The 22,173-nt window shown below is 49.3% G+C and carries 24 protein-coding genes; 5 read left to right on the top strand and 19 right to left on the bottom strand.

Annotation, left to right across the window (positions count from 1 at the left end; all coding sequences use genetic code 11):
• Positions 1-6: 6 nt before the first annotated feature.
• The 3 genes from mreD to MPB2EB_RS08230 all read right to left on the bottom strand — a co-directional run bounded on the left by mreD (position 7) and on the right by MPB2EB_RS08230 (position 2,668).
• Positions 7-519, bottom strand: a complete 513-nt coding sequence (mreD, locus tag MPB2EB_RS08220; RefSeq protein ID WP_185181827.1) for a rod shape-determining protein MreD — start codon at positions 517-519, stop codon at positions 7-9.
• Entirely contained in the window at positions 516-1,562 is a 1,047-nt protein-coding gene (gene mreC, locus MPB2EB_RS08225) for a rod shape-determining protein MreC (RefSeq protein WP_185181828.1), read from the bottom strand. Before mreC ends, mreD begins: the two co-directional genes overlap by 4 nt.
• Before the next feature lie 62 nt (positions 1,563-1,624).
• Positions 1,625-2,668, bottom strand: coding sequence for a rod shape-determining protein (locus tag MPB2EB_RS08230; RefSeq protein WP_185181829.1), 1,044 nt, complete (start codon positions 2,666-2,668; stop codon positions 1,625-1,627).
• A 154-nt stretch (positions 2,669-2,822) separates the two neighbouring features.
• On the opposite strand from MPB2EB_RS08230, the gene gatC reads away from it, so the two are divergent.
• The 4 genes from gatC (at position 2,823) to MPB2EB_RS08250 (ending at position 7,062) form a co-directional block, all read left to right on the top strand.
• A complete protein-coding gene (gene gatC, locus MPB2EB_RS08235) occupies positions 2,823-3,122 on the top strand; it encodes an Asp-tRNA(Asn)/Glu-tRNA(Gln) amidotransferase subunit GatC (protein WP_185181830.1) in 300 nt (99 codons plus the stop codon).
• Positions 3,123-3,196: 74 nt separating this feature from the next.
• Positions 3,197-4,720 carry an Asp-tRNA(Asn)/Glu-tRNA(Gln) amidotransferase subunit GatA gene (gene gatA / locus MPB2EB_RS08240; protein WP_185181831.1) on the top strand — a complete coding sequence of 508 codons (1,524 nt, stop codon included), beginning with the start codon at positions 3,197-3,199 and terminating at the stop codon, positions 4,718-4,720.
• Entirely contained in the window at positions 4,720-6,219 is a 1,500-nt protein-coding gene (gene gatB, locus MPB2EB_RS08245; protein WP_185181832.1) for an Asp-tRNA(Asn)/Glu-tRNA(Gln) amidotransferase subunit GatB, read from the top strand. Before gatA ends, gatB begins: the two co-directional genes overlap by 1 nt.
• Before the next feature lie 66 nt (positions 6,220-6,285).
• Positions 6,286-7,062, top strand: coding sequence for an exodeoxyribonuclease III (locus MPB2EB_RS08250; RefSeq protein ID WP_185181833.1), 777 nt, complete (start codon positions 6,286-6,288; stop codon positions 7,060-7,062).
• 210 nt (positions 7,063-7,272) lie between these two features.
• Here MPB2EB_RS08250 and MPB2EB_RS08255 read toward each other — a convergent pair whose 3' ends face one another.
• From MPB2EB_RS08255 to MPB2EB_RS08315, 13 genes are all read right to left on the bottom strand, one after another.
• Complete coding sequence (locus MPB2EB_RS08255; RefSeq protein ID WP_185181834.1) at positions 7,273-8,268, bottom strand: glycerophosphodiester phosphodiesterase family protein; 996 nt, start codon at positions 8,266-8,268, stop codon at positions 7,273-7,275.
• Positions 8,269-8,504: 236 nt separating this feature from the next.
• Positions 8,505-9,344 (bottom strand): M48 family metallopeptidase, encoded by an 840-nt coding sequence (locus MPB2EB_RS08260; protein ID WP_232534439.1) that lies wholly within the window; start codon positions 9,342-9,344, stop codon positions 8,505-8,507.
• An 8-nt stretch (positions 9,345-9,352) separates the two neighbouring features.
• A complete protein-coding gene (locus MPB2EB_RS08265; RefSeq protein WP_185181836.1) occupies positions 9,353-10,618 on the bottom strand; it encodes an AmpG family muropeptide MFS transporter in 1,266 nt (421 codons plus the stop codon).
• A gap of 59 nt (positions 10,619-10,677) precedes the next feature.
• Complete coding sequence (gene metW, locus MPB2EB_RS08270; protein ID WP_370576601.1) at positions 10,678-11,310, bottom strand: methionine biosynthesis protein MetW; 633 nt, start codon at positions 11,308-11,310, stop codon at positions 10,678-10,680.
• Complete coding sequence (locus MPB2EB_RS08275) at positions 11,307-12,446, bottom strand: homoserine O-acetyltransferase (protein WP_185181837.1); 1,140 nt, start codon at positions 12,444-12,446, stop codon at positions 11,307-11,309. The genes metW and MPB2EB_RS08275 overlap by 4 nt, the downstream gene beginning before the upstream one ends.
• Positions 12,447-12,526: 80 nt before the next feature.
• Positions 12,527-13,426, bottom strand: coding sequence for an acetylglutamate kinase (argB, locus tag MPB2EB_RS08280; RefSeq protein ID WP_185181838.1), 900 nt, complete (start codon positions 13,424-13,426; stop codon positions 12,527-12,529).
• A gap of 56 nt (positions 13,427-13,482) precedes the next feature.
• Positions 13,483-14,865 carry an ATP-dependent protease ATPase subunit HslU gene (gene hslU / locus MPB2EB_RS08285; RefSeq protein ID WP_185181839.1) on the bottom strand — a complete coding sequence of 461 codons (1,383 nt, stop codon included), beginning with the start codon at positions 14,863-14,865 and terminating at the stop codon, positions 13,483-13,485.
• 10 nt (positions 14,866-14,875) lie between these two features.
• Entirely contained in the window at positions 14,876-15,412 is a 537-nt protein-coding gene (gene hslV / locus MPB2EB_RS08290) for an ATP-dependent protease subunit HslV (protein WP_185181840.1), read from the bottom strand.
• Between the two features lie 212 nt (positions 15,413-15,624).
• The gene (gene dksA, locus MPB2EB_RS08295) at positions 15,625-16,044 is read right to left on the bottom strand and encodes an RNA polymerase-binding protein DksA (protein ID WP_185181841.1); all 420 of its coding nucleotides are present in this window, start codon (positions 16,042-16,044) and stop codon (positions 15,625-15,627) included.
• Positions 16,045-16,213: 169 nt separating this feature from the next.
• A complete protein-coding gene (locus tag MPB2EB_RS08300) occupies positions 16,214-16,588 on the bottom strand; it encodes a c-type cytochrome (RefSeq protein WP_185181842.1) in 375 nt (124 codons plus the stop codon).
• A 21-nt stretch (positions 16,589-16,609) separates the two neighbouring features.
• A complete protein-coding gene (locus tag MPB2EB_RS08305) occupies positions 16,610-17,299 on the bottom strand; it encodes a BON domain-containing protein (RefSeq protein WP_185181843.1) in 690 nt (229 codons plus the stop codon).
• 36 nt (positions 17,300-17,335) lie between these two features.
• Positions 17,336-17,923 carry a phosphoheptose isomerase gene (locus MPB2EB_RS08310; protein WP_185181844.1) on the bottom strand — a complete coding sequence of 196 codons (588 nt, stop codon included), beginning with the start codon at positions 17,921-17,923 and terminating at the stop codon, positions 17,336-17,338.
• A 134-nt stretch (positions 17,924-18,057) separates the two neighbouring features.
• Positions 18,058-18,444, bottom strand: a complete 387-nt coding sequence (locus MPB2EB_RS08315; protein ID WP_185181845.1) for a YraN family protein — start codon at positions 18,442-18,444, stop codon at positions 18,058-18,060.
• Positions 18,445-18,512: 68 nt separating this feature from the next.
• Between MPB2EB_RS08315 and rsmI the strand changes: the two genes are divergently transcribed.
• Entirely contained in the window at positions 18,513-19,427 is a 915-nt protein-coding gene (gene rsmI, locus MPB2EB_RS08320; RefSeq protein ID WP_185181846.1) for a 16S rRNA (cytidine(1402)-2'-O)-methyltransferase, read from the top strand.
• A gap of 632 nt (positions 19,428-20,059) precedes the next feature.
• Here rsmI and lipA read toward each other — a convergent pair.
• From lipA to MPB2EB_RS08335, 3 genes are read right to left on the bottom strand one after another with little or no spacing between them, the layout of a single operon-like run.
• Positions 20,060-21,073, bottom strand: a complete 1,014-nt coding sequence (gene lipA, locus MPB2EB_RS08325) for a lipoyl synthase (RefSeq protein WP_232534440.1) — start codon at positions 21,071-21,073, stop codon at positions 20,060-20,062.
• Positions 21,074-21,082: 9 nt separating this feature from the next.
• Complete coding sequence (gene lipB, locus MPB2EB_RS08330; protein WP_185181847.1) at positions 21,083-21,799, bottom strand: lipoyl(octanoyl) transferase LipB; 717 nt, start codon at positions 21,797-21,799, stop codon at positions 21,083-21,085.
• A 31-nt stretch (positions 21,800-21,830) separates the two neighbouring features.
• Positions 21,831-22,133, bottom strand: coding sequence for a DUF493 family protein (locus MPB2EB_RS08335; protein ID WP_232534441.1), 303 nt, complete (start codon positions 22,131-22,133; stop codon positions 21,831-21,833).
• Positions 22,134-22,173: the final 40 nt, after the last annotated feature.

Consider the following 22,173-nt stretch of genomic DNA (forward strand, 5'->3'; position numbering starts at 1 on the left):
GCTGCATCATATTGGACGCGTATCATCGTTGTGAGCGGAACGTTTTTGCGGGGCGAGCAGCAGCAAGCTTGCGACTGGCCAAAGCGCGGCTTCAACTAAACCATCTATCAAATATCCCCATCCCGGAAAAGCGGCGCCGGTCATTAAACGAATCGTAAATGGCACAATTTGCGCTAGCAGGAGCAAGGGCAATACATGCAGCGCCTGGCCCAGCAGAGAAAACCACAATACTCGACGATGGATCATAATCGCGCCATATGAAAGTAGCGTATAGGCTAGCGCATGCTCTCCAAACAAGCTGGCGTCGTGTACATCCATTAATAAGCCCAATGCAAAGGAAATCCCCATACCCACTTTACGCGGCTGATGGATATTCCAAAACAGGACGACCAAAGCAACAAAATCGGGCATGCCTATCAACCGCCCCCAAGGCAGCAGATTTAAAACAAAAGCCGCCGCCAGGCTCAATGCAATAAATACCGGACTCACTGGCAACAAAATGTGATGCAAACGATTCATTGCGAATCCTTGCTTGTTGTATCTGGCGCAGAAGAATTTTGCTGCGGGCTTTTAGCGTTTATGGACGATTTTGTATTTTTGCGCGGCTTAATCGGTTCCGTTGGGACCGTATTACGGGTTGCTTTAGCTTTAACCTGCGAGTTGTCGCCGGTTGCTTTTGCAGTATTTTTGAATCCATTATGCGCCGCGTCATTTAATTCCAGCGGGGGCGGGTCCTCATAATGCAGTACGAGTAACTGGCGCGCACCACGGACTGGAGTATACGGTACGCAGATGACACGCGCGAATTCAGCCCCGTCTTGACGATCAACTTGCAAGACTCTCGCCACTGGCAAGCCCGGCGGGAAAACTCCGTCCAGACCGCTTGTCACTAATTGATCATCCACTTGAATATCCGTGCTGACCGGAATATAGCGCAATTCAAGCAAATCGCCACGCGGCGTCCCATAAATAATGCTTCTTACCCCAGTACGCACCAATTGCACTGGCACCGCTTGGTCTTTGTCAGTCAATAAGGTAACCTCAGCTTGCAGCGGGTAGACACGCGTTACTTGACCAATCACACCTTCTTCATTAACCACTGGCGCACCCGCTTGTATCCCCTGCCGCAAACCACGGTCAATCACCACTTTTTGCGTAAAAGGATCGTGCGCATCATATTGAATCTCAGCTAACACCACGCCCATGGTTTCGCGTTGTTCAAATTGCAGCAAAGCACGTAGATGGGCATTCTCAGAGCCGAGTTGAACGGCTTGCAGTGCTTGTAGCGCGAGTTTTAGGTTGCGCGTTTTGAGTTCCTGATTTTCAGCCTGCAACGTCGTACGCATGACGAAGAAGCCCGAGATGCCGCGCACCAAATCACGCGGCGCAAGCGCTACGCGTTGCAATGGATAAAGACCAATCCCAATCATTTGACGTAGCGCCTCAAGCGTACGATAGCGGGCATCGCAAATCAACAGCCCGAGTGCTAACGTAACGAAAATGATAAGCCGCGCAAATGCCGACGGCCCCTGCTTGAAAAGTGGCGGCGGACTATATTCCATGGTCAGCGCCAATCATTAATTATTTGGACTGCGCCGGCGCAGCGCCCATACACTCAGGTTGATTAATCATGCGAAAAAATGCTGCCCAGCTTATCCATCCGTTCTAACGCCATGCCTGAACCGCGTACCACACAGGTCAACGGGTCCTCACCAATCAGAACCGGCAAGCCAGTCTCTTCAGCTAACAGACGGTCAATATCATGTAACAGCGCCCCGCCACCGGTTAGCATCATGCCGCGCTCGGCCACATCTGCGCCCAATTCTGGCGGCGTTTGCTCGAGTGCAATTTTGACCTGCGAAACAATTTGATTGAGCGGCTCAGTGAGCGCTTCAAGCACTTCATTACTAGAGACGGTGAAGCTGCGAGGAATACCCTCAGACAAATTACGCCCTTTAACTTCCATTTCTTTGACTTCAGAACCCGGAAAAGCCGAGCCAATTTGCTTTTTAATGGTTTCTGCCGTTTGCTCGCCAATTAACATGCCGTAATTGCGCCGAATATAATTGACAATGGCTTCATCGAATTTATCACCGCCAACCCGCACTGATCCTTTATATACAATACCACCCAGCGAAATCACACCAACCTCGGTCGTACCGCCGCCAATATCGACCACCATCGAACCGGTGGCCTCAGAAACCGGCAAGCCTGCGCCAATCGCCGCGGCCATGGGCTCTTCAATCAAATAAACTTGCGACGCGCCGGCACCATGGGCAGCTTCTTTAATCGCGCGACGCTCAACCTGGGTTGAGCCGCATGGGACACAGATAATGATGCGCGGCGACGGCGATAACATGCGTGATTCATGCGCCATTTTGATGAATTGTTTTATCATCTGCTCAGTGACCGTGAAATCTGCGATCACGCCGTCTTTCATGGGGCGAATGGCCTCAATATTGCCAGGCACCTTGCCTAGCATTTGTTTAGCCTCTTTGCCAACCGCCTGAATGGTTTTTTTGCCATTCGGCCCACCTTCTTGGCGAATCGCCACCACTGATGGCTCATCTAAGACAATACCTTTACCGCGCATATAAATCAGGGTATTGGCGGTACCTAGATCAATCGCCAGGTCATTAGAAAAGTAACTACGTAGAAAACCAAACATTAAAGGATCCTAACTGACTCAATAAAATAGCTAATCATACCTTATAATTTGCTCTCCCTTGCAGGAAAACTATTTTTGTGCTGCAAATGATTTTCTATAAAACTTCGCTTTTTAGTCAAGTTTTTCTGACCGATAGACTTTTTGAGTTATTTCTATGGCTTTGACCTTAATAGATGTTAAAAAAATCGCTCAGCTCGCGCGCCTGGAGCTCGCTGCCGGCGAAGATGAGCGTACGCTGATAGAGCTTAATGATTTTTTTGATTTGGTGGCCCAAATGCAATTGGTTAATACAGATGGGATTGAACCGCTGGCTCATCCAATCGAGCAAATTCAAGATGCTCACTTGCGTTTGCGTGCCGATACAGTAACCGAAATCCCAGCGCGCGATGAATATCAGCGTAACGCACCAGCCATACAAGATGGCCTTTATCTAGTCCCTAAAGTAATCGAATAAATGCGAGCCAGCTCAATCCGCTCACATTATTTTGTTTTTACCTACTGCGTTCGCTTTTCCCGGAAAACTGCACGATGCATCAAAAGAATTTAGCTGAACTGCGCTTGGCGCTCGATACCAAAGCCGTGTCGGCGGTCGAACTCGCGCAGCATTTTTTAGCGCGCATTGAGGCCGCCAATGCACTTAACGCCTTGCTTGAGGTTAACCCAGAAGCTACGCTTGCCGCCGCAACCCAAGCCGATGTATCCATCGCGCACGGACACGCGGGACCCCTAACCGGCATCCCCATTGCACACAAAGATGTCTTTGTAACCCGTGACTGGAAATCCACCGCTGGCTCAAACATGCTCGCGCACTATGTCAGCCCATTCGATGCCACCGTGGTTGAACGGCTCGCTAAGGCTGGCATGGTTTGTGTTGGCAAAACCAACATGGATGAATTCGGCATGGGTTCCTCCACAGAAAACTCCTTTTTTGGTTTGACTCAAAACCCATGGGATCTTGCGGCTGTGCCAGGCGGTTCATCCGGCGGCTCTGCCGCTGCAGTCGCAGCGCGGTTAGTGAGTGCCGCCACCGGCAGCGATACCGGCGGCTCGATTCGCCAACCTGCCGCATTCACTGGCGTCACTGGCATTAAACCAACCTATGGCCGGATTTCACGATACGGCATGATCGCCTTTGCTTCCTCATTAGATCAAGCAGGCCCAATCGCTGTCAGTGCAGCAGACTGCGCGCTTCTCCTAAATGCGCTAGCGGGCTTTGATCCACGTGACTCAACCAGCCTAGCGCATGAGACCGAAGACTTTAACCGCTATCTTGGACACGCCTGGAACCCTCAAGCTCATCCGAGTCAATCCGCCACAACTGGGCAAACGCAAGAGCCACCCAACTTGAAAGGGTTACGTATCGGTCTACCCAAAGAATATTTTAGTGCGGGGTTAGCCGCGGAGGTACGCTCTGCGCTTGAGACTGCGCTCAAGGTATATGAATCATTAGGGGCCACTCTGGTTGAGATTTCGTTGCCCAAAACCGAGCTTTCGATTCCGGTGTATTACGTGCTGGCTTCGGCGGAAGCTTCTTCTAATTTTTCACGCTTTGATGGCGTACGCTACGGCCATCGCGCGGCCCACTACCGCGACCTCACCGATTTATATCAAAAAACGCGAACAGAAGGATTCGGCGCTGAGGTTAAACGACGTATTCTAGTTGGCACCTATGTGTTATCGCATGGTTATTACGATGCGTATTATGTCCAGGCGCAGAAAATCCGTCGTCTTATCGCTCAAGATTTTCAACAAGGCTTTGCTCAATGCGACGTTATGATGGGCCCGGTCTCACCTACCGTCGCCTGGAATCTGGGCGAAAAAACCGATGATCCGCTGCACATGTATCTGGCTGATATTTACACCTTATCAATCAGTTTAGCGGGCTTGCCGGGCATGAGCATCCCCTGCGGTTTTGGGCAGAACACTCATAGCTCAAGGCCGGTTGGTCTACAAATTATTGGCAACTATTTTAGCGAAGCGCGCATGTTACAAATTGCGCACGCCTTTCAGCAAGTGACAGACTGGCACACCCGTATGCCAGAGGGAGTTTAATGATGCAATGGGAAGCCACGATTGGCCTTGAAACACATGCGCAACTAGCCTGCGCGTCAAAGATTTTTTCTGGTGCTGCAACGCAATTTGGGATGCCCCCCAATACGCAGGCTAGCGTTATAGATCTAGCCTTACCTGGTGTTTTGCCAGTCATGAACCGAGCGGCAGCTGAGCTCGCGATTCGCTTTGGCCTGGCAATCGAGGGCGCGATTACGCCTCGGAGTATTTTTGAGCGCAAGCATTACTTTTATCCGGACCTGCCCAAAGGCTATCAAATTAGCCAGTGCAAACTTCCTGTCGTACAGGGCGGCACACTGACCTTCCACGTTCCCGCACAAGAAAAAACCAAGCAAGCCGCCTATCAGAAAACCATTCACTTGACCCGCGCGCATCTTGAAGAAGATGCAGGAAAATCATTACACGAAGATTTTTCTGAGATGACCGGCATTGATTTAAATCGCGCTGGCACACCCTTACTCGAAATTGTGACTGAACCTGAATTACATAGTGCAGCCGAAGCGCTTGCCTATGCTAAAACCTTACACGCACTAGTGGTATGGCTTGGCGTGTGCGACGGCAACATGCAGGAAGGATCATTCCGTTGCGACGCTAATGTATCGGTGCGCCCAGTCAACCAACCAGAACTCGGCACGCGCACGGAAATCAAAAATCTAAACTCTTTCCGCTTTTTGGAAGAAGCCATTAATTACGAAATCAGACGCCAAATCGAGTTAATCGAAGATGGGGGCACCGTTAAACAGGAAACCCGTTTATACGATCCAGAGCGGCGTGAGACACGTCCGATGCGCAGCAAAGAAGATGCACATGATTATCGCTATTTTCCTGACCCAGATTTAATGCCACTGGTGATCGATACCGCGTGGATCGAACAGGTGCGCAGCACATTACCGGAATTGCCGGCCGCAATGCAAAAACGCCTGATTGAACAATATGGGCTGACCTGCTATGACGCCGATGTGCTGACTTCGTCAAACGCGCTGGCCGCCTATTACGAAGCCGTTGTTGCACAAATTTGCGTATTACAGAAACAAGCCGTGATTGAGCCGAATTTAGCCAAAGCGGCGGCCCATTGGGCGATGGGCGAACTCAGCTCACAGCTTAAGCGTGACAACATTGAAATCTGTGCTTGCCCAGTCTCGGCCATGCAACTCGCGCGGCTACTTGTGCGCATTGCCGACGGGACGATTTCCAATAAACTTGCGAAAGAGGTATTCCAGACCATTTGGGATGAAAAACCTAACGATGAACAAGCGGCAGACCGCATCATTGAAGCCAAAGGGCTCAAGCAAATCTCTGATACCAGCGAGCTCGATGCAATCATAGATGCAGTACTGGTAGCCCATGCAAAGTCAGTTGAGGAATTTCGCGCGGGCAAAGAAAAAGCGTTCAATGCATTAGTCGGGCAAGCGATGAAAGCCACCCGCGGTAAGGCTAATCCACAACAGGTCAATGAGATTTTAAAACGAAAATTGGTCTGATCCACTTCCGAGAGGAAAAGTGAGTCAGTTTTCGACCCCCTAAAACAAAATTCTAATTTAACTCAAATGCTAAGAATTATTAGCGCCAACCTGAATGGTATTCGTTCAGCGGCCAAAAAAGGCTTTTTTGATTGGTTCGGCAAACAGCAAGCCGATATTGTTTGCGTACAAGAATTGAAAGCGCAGCAAGGCGATATGACGCCTGATTTTTTAGCCCCGCATGGTTATTTCAGTTGCTTTCAACATGCGCTTAAAAAAGGCTATAGCGGAGTGGGACTCTATATGCGACATGAACCCGATGACTGCATTATCGGCTTTGGCAACCCTGAGTTCGATGCTGAAGGACGCTATGTCGAAATTCGCTACGGCAAGCTGTCAGTCATCTCTGTTTATGCGCCTTCCGGCTCCAGTTCAAATGAACGGCAGCAGGCAAAATATCGTTTTATGGAAGCCTTTATGCCGCATTTAATTGAATTAAAACAGCAACGCGAAGTCATTCTATGCGGCGATATTAATATCGCACATAAAGAAATTGATATTAAGAACTGGAAAGGTAATCTAAAAAACTCGGGTTTTCTACCTGAAGAGCGCGCCTGGTTGACTCAGCTTTTTGATGAAATCGATTATGTAGATGTTTTTCGCCAGCTTGATCCACGTGCAGATCAATATACTTGGTGGAGTAACCGCGGACAAGCTTATGCAAAAAATGTCGGGTGGCGCATTGATTATCAGATCGCCACTCCAGCCATTGCTGCACAGGCGCTCAGCACTTCAATTTTTAAAGAAATCAAATTCAGCGATCATGCCCCGCTGACAATCGATTATGCTCACTCGCTAAAGTAGTCCAAACTTAGGATAAGGAAAGGCTAAACGGAGAGAACGAAAATTTAGGAAAACGAGTCAGCTCGTCTTCTTTCCCCAGGGCGATCGCGCTATAAAAAACCTTGCAAATAATTAGCCCCCGAAAAGCCTATAAAGACCAACCTTATTAAAGTAATAACTGAATATTCACTCAGTTATTCTGAGAGAAAAATATTGGAATTTCGCCCGTGGTTAGTGCATAACAGTTGCTTTCTTTGCAGTTGCATCGCACTGTAATGGCTTATAGCTTAACTCAGCTTTGATCGCCATCATCTTCCGCGGCGAATCCGATAATACGGCATCCAAGCCGAGACACGCTGCAGTTCGGTAGTCGAGCGCATTATTTACCGAAAATGCGAGGATCTTCACTGATGTATTCTGATGACGGAAGCAGGTGACTGTCGCAGGTGTCCACATAGTCGCATTAACTTGCGAGATACCTTCGCCAAGGGTGAAATTTTCCGTCACTGCTAGCTTCCGGTGCAATTCGAAACCCGTCCATACAGACGTAAACGGTACGCTTTTACAGTCTTCATTGAGTAAAATCTTTATTAGCCGGCTGCGCGTCGCATCGCGCGATTCGAATAACTGGGCTTGTGGATAGCTGCTGAAAACCTGTTGATACGCGGCCTCGGTTGAATAAATTAATACATGTGGCCATGCGTTCTCGTCGCTCAGCACCTGCGCCACCGCACGTGCCTGTGGCTCAGCGGGTAGGGCCTTCATATCAAGCACTACTGGCATACCAACTGGTAACGTGCGCAAAGCATCGCGTAGTGTTGGGATGCCAATCGGACGGTCACAATATGGATAGTGTCCATTCTCGTCCTTGAAATTCCATCCGACATTCATCCGTGCCAATTCGGCCGCTGTGTAATGTGCGACTGGGCCAGACGCATTTGTCAATGAAGCGAGGTCAGCAGGGCGATATAGTATCGGCACACCATCTTTGCTCAACTGCACAGTGAGCCACATCCCATCTGCACCGTGCGCAACCGCGAGCCTAATCGCTTCAAGCGTATTCTCTGGCGCGTCGCCAGCGCCGCCGCGATGCGCAACAACCTGCGGTAACGCAATAGCGTTCGCGCTCGGTGTAACCAGTTCGCTCGAGCAGGCCGCTAGCAAACAGAAGATCGTCAACGCAAATACAAAACAAACATGACATTTTCTCAAAAATCTAAGGTGCATTTTGTTTTTCCAGTCAAGTAATCTTTTCATAATTTCAAGGAGTTCATAATGACTGAACCCAGAGCGCTGTAGAATGCGCGACTTATTATGTGTTTTGCGACCAGAGATCGGCCAACATCGCAAAACATTCTACGCTCTCTAAAAATCCCACTCCTTACTTTTTTTGGACATAAATGCAGCGCTTTTATAGCGTAATCGCAGTGCTTCTTCCCCCCTTACGCATTAAGTCGGCGGGGTCAGGGGCGAGACTTAACTTTACCCGCGGCTTTATAGGGCGCCAGCGTCTCAACTGTTTTGCCAAGCGCTTTTGCGTAAAGTGGCAATAAATCAGAGATACGCATGCTGAGTTCCTCTACGCGCCGCCCAATGAACGGATGTATTTTGGCGTATTCCAGGGGCTTAGCCCGATCGATGACGGCGACCCGATCCCAGAGTGAGATAGCCGCACGTGGATCATACCCGGCGCGAGCAGCAATATCGTTACCAATCACATCTGCTTCAGCCTCATCCTCTCGCGTATAAGGAATAGCCGGTCGCAGATTAGCCAGATCGCTGGCATGTCCGCGTAGCGCGTGAGCAATTTCGTGAGCAAGCAACACGGCCATTTCATGGTCATTAAGCTGCAGCTGATTAAATATTCCGCTATCAATCAAGATTTTACCGCCCGGCAAGCAATAAGCATCGGCACGCGCGCGGCGAATGACTTGCACTTCCCATTGCCAATTTCGTACTCGTTCATTCCATCTAAAAGTGTATGGGATCAGTTTATCTAAAATCGCCTGCACACGCTGCACGCGCCCATCGGTTGGCGCCAGCAAGCGTTTCTGACGCTGAGCCTTAGCGATAAATTGTTTGTATGCCTCCTGCGCTTGCAGCTCTAACGTATCGACTGGAGCCGTATCAAGCGCGGCTATCGCATTATTTTGTTGAGAGGGCGAAGACACCGTGGGGCTTTCTTTATTTTCATCTGCATATGCAGAGCGTAAAGTAGCCCCCACTACGCCCATGCCAATACAAATAGAAATACCGAAAGAAAAAACTTGCTGTAGCATCGCGCACCCACTCCCGTTTGACATCCTGTAACTCAGCTCATTTTGGTTGGCTCTTGCCGCGCCTTCCACGGCGCAATCCAGGGTAACAATAACATGCCAGGCAAAGCCAGCGCCATGCATACAAAAAAGAACTCAAACCAGCCCACCTGTTCAACAATATAACCCGCGCCCGCATTAGCAAAAGTGCGAGGTACGGCGGATAAGCTGGTGAACAAAGCAAATTGGGTCGCCGTATAACGTGGATTCGTAGTCTGCGCGATATACGCAATAAACGCGGCAGTACCAAGCCCCGTCGCAAACATTTCACCACCAATTACAAGCGCCAGCCAAAGCTCCACTGGCCCTATATACGCAAGCCAAGCAAAGCCTAAGATAGCCACCATTTGAGCCACGCCAAAAAGCCATAAGCCACGCGCAATGCCAAGCTGCATAAGGAGCACGCCACCTACGACGCCTCCCCCAATACTGGCCCAGAGCCCAACCGTCTTAGCAATCACCCCGATTTCGGTTCTAGTAAACCCCAAATCAAGATAAAAAGCCGTCGCTAGCGAAGTTGCCATACTATCGCCGAGCTTATATAAAAATATAAAAGCTAAAACCAACAAAGCATGCCGCCAACCATTACGCTTCATAAACTCTTGGAAAGGCAACACAACCGCATCTCGCAAGGTTTTAGGTGGCGCCACGTGCACCGTAGGTTCACGCACCACTAACGCCAAAATGATGCCAGGCAACATAAAGGCCGCCGTGATTAGAAACACGGTTGACCATTGAATATGATCTGACAAAATCAGCGCTAGCGCACCTGGCACTAGACTTGAGATTTTATACGCATTGACATGAATCGCAGTCCCTAGTCCCTGTTCATGATCATTTAATAACTCGCGCCGATAAGCATCTAGGACAATATCCAAACTCGCGCTAAAAAAAGCCAGCGCGGCGGCCAGTACAGCCACGACCCATAAGGTATCGCGTGGTGAAATAAAGCCGAGTGCAGCAATCAGGCCTGCCACCCCTAATTGGGTGCAGAGCATCCAGGCCCGCCGCCGCCCTAATCGCACCCCTAGCAACTGAGGGCTAAAGCGGTCCATGATAGGCGCCCAGATAAACTTCCACGTGTATGGAAATTGAATCAGAGCAAACAGCCCAATCGACTCCAAATCTACTTTTTCAGAACGTAGCCAGGCTTGCACCAGGTTGAGCAAAACGAAAAGCGGCAGACCCGAGGTAAAGCCTAAGAAAAAGCAAATCAACATGCGCATGTTGAAATAGGCATGCCAGCCGTGTTTAAGCCTCATATAAGAACCTATATTTCAGTTTGTGACGGCGATTCCTAGCCTACTAGACAAACCGCTATTTATCTATAGCGCTTAACACGATAAACCGCAAGGCTACCACGCCAATTTTGGCCCCAATCTATAACCCGCCCTTGATGCAGGACCACACGGTCAATAATTTGAATGCCCGCAGCATGCGCGTGAGCATCAAAATCATGGATCGTTAATACTCGAACATTAGGCGTATTGTGCCATTGATAGGGTAGCGACTCTGACACCGGCATATATCCCCTCATAACCGCCAAGCGATGCTGCCAATAACCAAAATTAGGGAATGAAATAATACATTCGCGCGCAACCCGCACAGTCTCCGATAGAATTTCAGCGGTGCGATGAATAGTCTGTAAGGTTTGTGACAAAATTGCGTAATCAAAACTTTGATCTTCAAATAAACGCAACCCTCTCTCAAGGTCTTGCTGAATCACATTGACGCCCTTTTGCACGCAAGCCACCACGCCTTTCTCATCAATTTCAATGCCAAAACCACGCACTTCTAGTTCGCTGCTTAATAAAGCGAGCAATGAACCATCTCCACAGCCCAAATCAAGTACGCTTGAACGCGGCTCCACCCAGCGCGCAATCGCGCGGAAGTCATCTCGCGGTGTCAACGCGCTAAAAATCTGCGGATCAATCTGTGGTTTCAAAAGTGTCATGCGCACTCCTGAACGATGCGCGTATAGTACGCCCGTACTAAATTATGATACCGCTCATCGGCCAGCAAAAATGCATCGTGTCCATGCGGTGCATTAATTTCTGCATAAGTCACCGCACGTTTATGCTCAAGTAATGCTTTGACTAATTCTTGGGAACGGGCCGGTGGAAAACGCCAATCTGTGGTAAACGATACCACCAGATAGTTTGCGCGAGTGTTCGCCAATGCAGCAGATAGGTCACCGGCATACGCCTGGGCCGGATCAAAATAATCCAGCGCGCGGGTTGCTAAGAGATAAGTATTCGCGTCAAAATATTCAGCGAATTTAGCGCCTTGATAGCGTAGGTAGGATTCAACCTCAAACTCAATATCGAAATTAAAATTGTATGTATTTTTCCCCTGGCTAAAGCGCGCCCGCCCGAATTTAGCCGCCATATCTTCATCAGATAAATACGTAATATGACCGATCATCCGGGCCAAACGCAATCCTATACGGGGCTTTACACCATGGGTGTAATAATCCCCACCATGAAAGTCTGGATCAGACAAAATGGCAGAACGAGCAACTTCATTAAAAGCGATATTTTGCGCAGATAATTTGGGGGTAGAGGCAATCGCCAGGCAATGCGCAACGCGCTCCGGATACATAATACTCCAAGCTAAAGCCTGCATCCCACCAAGGCTGCCGCCCATGACCGCGGCAAAACGCTCAATGCCCAGCGCATCAGCCACGCGCGCTTGAGCATTCACCCAATCCTCAACCGTCACAACGGGAAAACGTGCGCCATATGGGCGGCCCGTTGCCGGATCTAAGCTCATCGGTCCAGTTGAACCAAAACACGAGCCAAGATTATTAATGCCAATAATGAAAAAATGCCGCGTATCCAGCGGCTTGCCGGGCCCAACCATATTGTCCCACCAGCCCTGGCTCTGCGGCTCATGCAAATAGTGCCCGGCAACATGATGGGAAGCGTTCAATGCATGACAAATCAGGACCGCATTTGAACCTTGCGCATTCAATACCCCGTAAGTTTCAACCATCAAGTCATAATCAACTAGCGACTGCCCGCTTTGCAGCAAGAGCGGCGCAGAAAAATGCATTTTTTTCGCTGTGACAATACCAATCGATGATTCCATACTGGGCGAGATAGGCCACCTAATGTAAAAGAGGATTAGAAAAATTCACAGCACTTAGGCTGCTGATTGCTTTAAGCAATTTAATGCGAACGAATTACCGTGCCAAGCGATTGCTCAGTCAAGATCTCGAGCAGTAATGAATGCTCGATGCGACCATCCATAATGTGCACCGCAGGTATACCACTTTTAGCGGCCTCAAGCGCAGCTCTGATTTTGGGCAACATGCCGCCGGAAATCGCACCATCAGCAAAGAGCGCATCGATTTGGCTCGCGCTTAAATCCGCCAACAACTCACCGTGTTTATCCATCACGCCAGCAATGTTTGTCATGATCAATAATTTTTCAGCGTTCAGAATCGTAGCAAGCTTGCTGGCAACCCAATCTGCATTTAAATTATAAGAGGCACCCTCATCATCAAAGCCAATCGGTGAGATCACTGGAATAAAGGCGCCGCTTTGTAAAGCCTTAACCACGGCAGGATTAATTACTTCGATCTCACCGACTTGGCCCACATCTAAGAATTTGCCCGCGCGCTCCTGATCTGGCGTTAACATCCGGCGCGCTCGAATGAGCCCTCCGTCTTTGCCAGTCAAGCCAACTGCTTGGCCGCCATAATGGTTAATTAATGAGACGATTTCTTGCTGAATCTCACCCGCCAATACCCATTCGACGACACTCATTGTCTCCGCATCAGTCACCCGAATACCTTGCACAAAAATTCTTTGTTTGCCAACTCTTTGCAAAGCTCGATCGATTTGCGGCCCGCCACCGTGAACTAAGACTAAATTAATGCCTAACAGTTTGAGCAATACAGCATCACGTGCAAAACCTTGTTTTAGCTGTTGTTCAGTCATTGCGTTACCGCCATATTTAACCACCACGGTTTTACCGTGATAGCGCTGAATATGGGGCAACGCCTCTGCAAGAATATGGGTCTTTAATTCATTCGAGATTAAGGATAGGTCCAATTTTGGGGACATAGCGGTAGTCACTGAGCAGTAGGTGTTGTAATACGCACAAGTTTCAAGCAATGCGCTTACAGAATATAGCGGGACAAATCTTCATTTTTAGCGACATCATTTAGCGCCGCGTCCACATAAGCCGCATCAATTTTAACTTGCTGCGGGCCTTGACTGCCAGCGACAAACGCGACTTCCTCGAGTAATTTTTCAATTACCGTATAAAGGCGGCGCGCACCAATATTCTCCGTTTTTTCATTCACTGAGAAAGCAATTTCCGCCAAGCGACGAATTCCATCTTTAACAAAATTCAGTTTGACTCCATCCGTCTCTAAAAGCGCTTGATATTGCTTTACTAGACTTGCATCAGTGCCATTCAAGATGGCTTCGAAGTCTTCAACGGACAGCGAATCAAGCTCAACTCGGATTGGAAAACGCCCCTGTAACTCAGGGATTAAATCGCTGGGTTTAGACAAATGAAAAGCCCCACATGCGATAAACAAAATATGGTCGGTTTTAACCATCCCATATTTGGTGCTAACCGTCGTGCCTTCAACCAATGGCAATAAATCACGCTGTACGCCTTGGCGCGACACTTCAGCCCCACTCGCCTCGCTACGTGAGGCAATTTTGTCAATTTCATCCAGAAAGATGATGCCGTTTTGTTCAACACTTTGCACAGCTTGGGATTTAATGTCATCGTCATTCAGCATTTTTGCCGCTTCTTCATCGGTCAAAAGCTTCATGGCTTCTTTAATGCTGACTTTGCGCCGCGTCTTACGCCCACTTCCCATACTTGAGAGCATACTGCGGATTTGCTCAGTCATCTCTTCCATCCCAGCCGGGCCCATAATATCCATCGTGGCGGCTGACGACTCTAAATCTAGATCGATTTCTTTATCATTGAGTTTGCCCTCACGCAAACGCTTACGAAAGGTTTGGCGCGTTGCATTTTCTTCCTTATCGTGACTAACTTTGCTATCCGTTGCTTGATTTTCTGACTCTGCCGCGGCTTCATGCGATACGTTTACGGACGGCGTACGAGGAGTCGGCAATAAAATGTCAAGGATTCGCTCCTCAGCAAAATCTTCTGCTTTGGTACGCACCTTATGCATTTCAGATTCACGCGTTTGCTTAACCGCAATTTCGATTAAATCACGCACAATACTATCTACATCGCGGCCGACATAACCCACTTCGGTAAATTTAGTCACCTCGACTTTGATAAAAGGCGCCTCGGCTAACTTTGCTAGACGCCGAGCAATTTCTGTCTTGCCCACGCCAGTTGGGCCAATCATCAAAATATTTTTGGGGGTAATTTCTTGGCGCAATGGCTCAGCCACCTGCCGCCTACGCCAGCGGTTGCGTAGCGCAACCGCTACAGCGCGCTTAGCTTTTTCCTGGCCAATAATATGTTTCTTCAGTTCCGAGACAATTTCGGCGGGGGTCATATTGCTCATATCAAAATGCTCAATCGAGGGTCTCGATAATAAGATTGTGGTTAGTATAAATACATAGATCGCCGGCAATGCCGAGCGATTTTTCAACGATGTCGCGTGGCGCAAGCTCCGTATTTTGCGCCAGCGCGCGCGCCGCTGCCTGCGCATAGGTTCCACCCGAACCAATTGCGCAAATACCATTTTCAGGGTCTAGCACGTCGCCATTGCCCGTTAGGATAAGCGTCGTTTCAGTATCAGCTGCGATCATCATTGCCTCCAAGCGGCGCAACATACGATCGGTACGCCAATCTTTAGCAAGTTCAACGGCAGCGCGCATTAAATGGCCCTGGTATTTTTCGAGCTTCCCCTCAAAACGATCCAGCAACGAAAATGCGTCAGCTGTACCACCGGCAAAACCAACCAATACTTTATTGTTATAAATGCGCCGGATTTTTCTGGCACTGCCTTTCATAACCACATTGCCCAAAGTGACTTGCCCATCTCCACCGACAGCCACTTGCTTGCCGCGCCGCACCGAAACGATTGTGGTGCCATGATATTGTTCCATATACATTCCTTCTGAAAACGCTACACCTCCAGCCGCCTGTAGCTCATAGCTAAACGATGGAACCAAGCGAGCTTATCTTAAGCGCGAATGCTTACTATATTTAAGGCATCATGCCAATTATCAAGAGCAACACAAAACACTTTTTGATACGCTATTTGTATGTTACTCGACGATTGGACGTAAAGGCGAGATGCGGCGTGCGCTAAATCTAATTAATCACCAAAGAGTTTTTGACGCAGTTCGCGGCGCTCTTGCGCTTCAAGCGACAAGGTGGCGGTAGGTCGAGCCAGTAAACGCGCAAGGCCGATAGGTTCGCCCGTTTCTTCACACCAACCATATTCACCTGCCTCAATGCGCTTCAGCGATTGCTGAATTTTTTTGAGTAATTTCCTTTCTCGATCTCGAGTGCGCAACTCTAGCGCATGCTCCTCTTCGATAGTGGCGCGATCAGCCGGATCAGGCACAACCACTGTCTCACGCAAATGCTCCGTAGTTTGTCCAGCGTTATGCAAAAGCTCCTCTTGCAATTGCTCGAGTCGACGTTTAAAAAACTCGAGCTGCGCTTCATTCATGTAATCCTTCTCGCCCATCTTCAGGATTTCAGCTTCTGTCAAAGATTTTTTTGTGCTCATTTAGCGGGTGCTTTCGATAGTAATACGATGTAAATCATGGCCCACCTGCCCGGCGCCATGCACAAAAACGAGTAGACTGCGGCAGTTTTTCGGCAGAGTGTCGCATATTGCACAGCGCACATCGCGACAAGGCGCTTGCCATTCTACCTCAACTTTTACTCTCGTTTGTTCATTTTGGCGGCGCTCCCGCTAATACCCAAGCAACGATCGTTTGCGCATCTGTTTCGCTCAAACGCGGATGGGATGGCATGGGAACCGCGCCCCATGCCCCCGCGCCACCTTTTTTAATTTTTTCAACTAATTGCGCTAATGCCTCAGGTTTATCCTTGTATTTAGCCGCTACCGCTAAATAAGAAGGCCCAATTCTTTTTTGGTCGGTCGTATGACAACTCATGCATGCATTACGCCGAATTAATAATTGCGCCTGCGCTGCATCGGTTGCATATACTGCGTGACTACTCACCGCACAGGTGGCGACGCTCAACCAAAGTGCCACTGTGCGTATGACCTGACGCAGAATTTTATTTAATTTACCAACCCGCATTTCGTTCTAAATAAGCCTTGGCTACTTTTGATCCGAAGACGTAGGCAAGGTTTTATTCACCCCACTGGCAGGCGCACGACCGGGCTGCGGTGGCGTGCCCAACGATAGTTTCTTAGCTTCCGTTTCAGAAATATATTGGAACACTTTCACGACTTGCAGCACACCCGGCACACGGCCCGCCAGCTCAGCCGCGCGGTTACCCTCGCTGCCGGTCACTAAGCCCATCAAATATACGATCCCGCGCTCCGTCACCACTTTAATAAAAGTAGCGGAAATATCCGACGCATTCACATGCGACGCTTTGACTTTGGCCGTCAGATACGAATCACTTGAGCGCGAGGTAAAGGAACTTGCGCCTTGAACCGTGAGCTCATTGACAACGTCTTGTATATTGCCGATCGCGCGCACGATCGTTTCAGCTTTTAATTTGGCGCTTGCATTTGGCACTTCACCCGTCAACAATACACGCCGGTTAAATGCAGTAACGCTAACATGGGCCTCATTGGATAGCTCGCGCTTAAGCTGCGCTACGGCTTTAACTTGAATCTCGCGATCTTCTGTCTGCGCACCTAAGGTACGGCGGTCTGAGGCAACCAACGCGCCACCACCGGCAGCGCCCACCACTAATAGCGGGCACCCCTGTAATGAAGAAAGCAAACTCAAAGCCAGTATGGCTCGGCCAACGGTTCTGCCAATCTGCGTTGCAATCATGTCAAGCTCCTTTTGATTAACATCATAAAAATGCAATTATTCATCGCCCAGTAACATTGCATCAATGCCATCGCATAAGCAATGCACCGTTAACGAATGAATTTCCTGGATTCGCGCAGTACGTTCACTTGGGGCGCAGAGGTGTAAATCGGTATCAAGCAAAACTTCTTTTATGCGGCCACCGCCTTTACCCGTTAACGCGATCACTAGCATTTCTTGTTCATGTGCGCTTTCAATCGCAGCCAATACATTTTCTGAATTACCAGAAGTAGAGATCGCAATCAAGATATCGCCAGGCCGCCCCAACCCAGATACCTGCCTGGCGAAGATTTTCGCAAAACTATAATCGTTGCCAATCGCCGTTAAAATAGATGAATCCGTGGTTAAGGCAATTGCCGGCAAAGCGGGCCGCTCTTGTTCAAAACGACCGACTAACTCAGCCGCAAAATGCTGCGCATCTGCAGCCGAACCGCCATTCCCACAAATCAGTACTTTACCGCCATTCGCCAGCGCCACAAAGATTGCGTCAACAGCAGCAGCAATTGGAGTGGCAAGCTCTTCAAGAGCCGTAAGCTTAGTTGACGCGCTATCTCGAAAGTGCTGCTTAATTCTTTCAATCAACATTGAATTTTCCGTTTGCAATCAGCCATAGTTAAAACATTACGGCCGATTCTATCGTATTTACTTATAACCTTGGCGCGCGATCTTTTATCATTTTTATTTCCCCATGGAATAAACCCACGCCCAAGACCCTAACTCTAAGCGCCCTCAGCGCCAAATATATTCGTCAGCCAGCTTATATGCTCGCCATCGAATATTACCGCATCAAAACGACATACCGGCAATTCCCCACGCCAGGCGGCAAGATAACAGCGCGCAGCTAAGATTAAACGCGCCTGTTTGGTTTTGCCAATACTCGCCCCAGCACCGCCAAACCGCATGCTGACGCGCGCCCGCACCTCAACGAATATTAGGACATTCTTTGTGTCGCGCATAATCAGATCTATTTCACCTCTCTGAAAAGTCACATTGCGCGCGACCAGCGCCATGCCACGCTGCTGCAAATATTCTAATGCGCGCGTTTCAAACTCCGCACCAAGCTTTTTTGCACCTTGCAACCTAGGTGGTTCAGCGTTTTTATTCATGATCAATCGATAGTTGCGTGGCACAATGGATCTTGCCCCAAGATTTCAATAAATACTGAGGACATGAATTGGTTGATTTACTCTCACTCGCTCAGCATCAGACTTATCCAGCTTCAGCGTTATATGTTGTTGCCACCCCGATCGGCAACGCCGCTGACATCACATTACGCGCGCTACATGTGCTCACACAGGTCGATCGAGTGGCCGCTGAAGATACCCGGAACAGCGCGCAATTGCTGGCCCGCTACGGCATCACCAAACCTTTGCTGGCCGCACATCAGCATAATGAGCACGAAGCCGCTGCGCGCATTGTGACGCATCTGCAGGCCGGCGAACGAATTGCTTACATATCAGATGCAGGCACCCCTGGCATCAGCGACCCAGGCGCAAAAATTGTCGAGGCAGTGCGTACCGCCGGCTTCGCCACGATACCTATTCCTGGCTGCAATGCCCTCGCAGCAGCGCTTAGTGTAACGGGCGCAGGCTTCAGCCACGATGTTGCCGTACAAGGGGGATTTACCTTCATAGGTTTTCTTCCAGCTAAATCCAAACAACGCGCAGCACAACTCCAGGCACTCGCTCATCATCCTCACGCCATGGTATTTTACGAGGCACCGCATCGAGTACTGGAAACAGTCCGTGCGCTATCGACTATCTTTGGCAGCCAACGACGGTTACTCATCGCGCGCGAATTAACAAAGTTACACGAAAATTTGCACTGCGCCACCCTGGCCGAAGGGTTAATCTGGCTCCAGGAAGATCCCAACCGGCAGCGGGGAGAATTTGTATTCGTCGTGGAAGGAGCACCCCCTGTTCAGCAAAATAGTGCGAGCCAACATGATGAGCTATTGCAACTGCTGTTGACCCATATGCCCGTGAGCACCGCAGCACGGCTTGCCGCCACGCTTACGCATACTTCACGCGCGGCGCTTTATACACGCGCACTGGATTTACAGGCGGAAAATCTAAATAAAAACGGCTAGTGCAACGAAACACATGAGCGGCTCAATTTTTATAGTTGGGCTGGGCTATATTTGAGACTAGCCAGAGTGGGGCTCACATATTCACCTGGGTTGTAGGTTGTCGCGCAACTCGCCAGCAAGAAGGCGATCAAAAGCGCTTGGCAATATCGTGTCAATCGAAGTTTCTTTACATCTGCACACATTGTTTGTCCTGCTTTAATAGCTGCGTATCATGGATTGTAGCGAATTTCTGGATTTTCGGGCAGCATCGAACCCGTCTATGTATCAATCGCAACGAAGAATAGCTATTGGGCCGATACGGGCAGTAGACATCAAAGGTTGCGCGCAATGGAGCATCGCCAGGAATCCCAGGCCGCCCCCAAGAACAAGCGTAATCGAGTTACCCATGCCGACCTGATGTACAGCCGCAACAGCTTGTGGACTTAGGTGAGGTAGTATCGATTTGGTGGACGCCATGAATGAAGAAGAAAAGCGTCAAAGGACCAAAATGGAAAGATTACCAAAGCAGCAATTTACACAAGAATTTAGATATCAAGCAGTCAAGCCCATTGTAGAGAGGCAACTCCCATAAGCGCTAACCTGTATTAGTTCAGATCTGATCGGACAAATCCGCGATTTGAAAGGCACAGCCATCAACCCACCACCCCAGCACTATGCGCCTGCTCATCCGCATGGTAACTCGAACGCACCATCGCCCCCACTGCCGCATGAGTGAACCCCATTTTGTAGGCTTCTTCCTCATACATTTTGAAGGTATCCGGATGAATATAATCGCGCACCGGCAAATGATGCTCTGAAGGTTGTAAATATTGGCCAAGCGTGAGCATATCTACATTATGCGCACGCAAATCCCGCATCACCTGCAAGATTTCTTCTTCACGCTCGCCTAGCCCAACCATCAGCCCAGATTTAGTCGGGGTATTGGGATGCACGGCTTTGAATTCTTTTAGCAAATTCAATGAATGTTGATAATCCGAGCCAGGCCGCGCTTCTTTATATAAACGCGGTACCGTTTCAAGGTTGTGATTCATCACATCGGGCGGCGCTGCATTTAAGATGGAAAGCGCGCGGTCAAGCCGGCCACGGAAATCCGGCGTAAGAATTTCGATCCGCGTTTGCGGAGAAAGCGCCCGTACCCGTTCAATACAAGCCACAAAATGGGCCGCGCCCCCATCGCGCAAATCGTCACGATCAACGCTTGTAATGACCACGTATTTAAGTTTTAAAGCTGCAATCGTTTTGGCCAGATTTTCTGGCTCGTGCGGATCAAGCGGATCCGGACGGCCGTGACCCACGTCACAAAATGGGCAACGCCGCGTGCATTTATCGCCCATAATCATAAAGGTCGCCGTGCCTTTGCCAAAGCATTCGCCGATATTGGGGCAGCTTGCCTCTTCGCAGACGGTGTGCAACTTGTGCTCGCGCAAAATTTGCTTAATTTCGTAGAAACGCGAGTTTGAGCTGCCAGTGGCTGCTTTGACACGAATCCAATCGGGTTTTTTTAACTTTTCGGCGGGTACGATTTTAATTGGAATGCGCGCTGTCTTAGCTTGAGATTTTTGCTTAGCCGTAGGGTCATAGAGAGGTTGCGCACGTTCTATCGTGGACGAAGCGGCGTATTGGCTTACCGGTGTTTCTGCGGTCATACAACTATCCTATTCAGCGACACCAGCGGCAGGTTCAGTTTTTGCCAGGCCGATAGTGTGCATAGTAATCCGTTTAATTAATTGGGTAGCAAGCGTCTGAGCAACTTCGCGCCAGTCGGTGACAACACCCAACGTAGCCATGTCGACAATTCTTAAACCTGCGTAGCCGCAAGGGTTAATGTCATGAAATGGCTGTAAATCCATCTTTACGTTTAAACTCACGCCATGGTAGCTACAGCCGCGGCGGATTTTGAGTCCCAGCGCGGCAATTTTTGCGCCACGCAATACATCAGCCGTCTCTTGCTCTGCGGATCCTGCGTAGTAAATCCCTGGCGCCCCAGATTTACGCTCACCGACGATATTATACGCTGCCAGCGTATCAATCGCCGCCTGCTCAATATCGTTAACGAGTTCGCGCACCATTAACTGACGGCGGCGCAAATCGCATAACAGATAAGCCACTACTTGACCCGGGCCATGATAAGTAATTTGCCCACCGCGATCAACCTGCACCAGCTCAATACCGGTATTAGGCGTCAATAGATGGCTAGGTTTGCCGGCTTGTCCTAACGTATAAACGGGCGGGTGCTCGACCAGCCAAAGCTCATCCGGCGTATCGATCGTACGCGCATCCGTAAAGGCGCGCATGGCAGCAAAGCTGGCCTGGTATGGTTCAATACCGCGCCATTGCACATGCATCTTTAAAGCATCGATATTTGTCAACATTGATTCGGCCCCGCATCTGGCTCTGCTCAAACTAGAGCACCACCGATACCATCGGATGTGAACTTAATGCACGATAGATCTGATCCAGATGCATACGATCACGCGCATAGACCGTACACGTTAGACCAATATAATTGCGGTTATGCGAAGGGCGCATTTCAATCGATGCACCATCAAAATTAGCATCAAACTCTTGGAGCAATCGCTGTATTTCTTCAGCAAAACCAGGCTGGGTTTTGCCTAATACTTTAATTGGGAAATTGCACGGAAAATCGATCAATGATTCGTTCGCCGAGTCCATGCATACGCCCTCTGATTCAGGTGAAAGAGTCATGACTGTGCCACTCAATATTTGCTATCAAACTTGTTAGCGC

The sequence above is a fragment of the Mycoavidus sp. B2-EB genome, from assembly GCF_014218255.1.
Taxonomy (GTDB): domain Bacteria; phylum Pseudomonadota; class Gammaproteobacteria; order Burkholderiales; family Burkholderiaceae; genus Mycoavidus.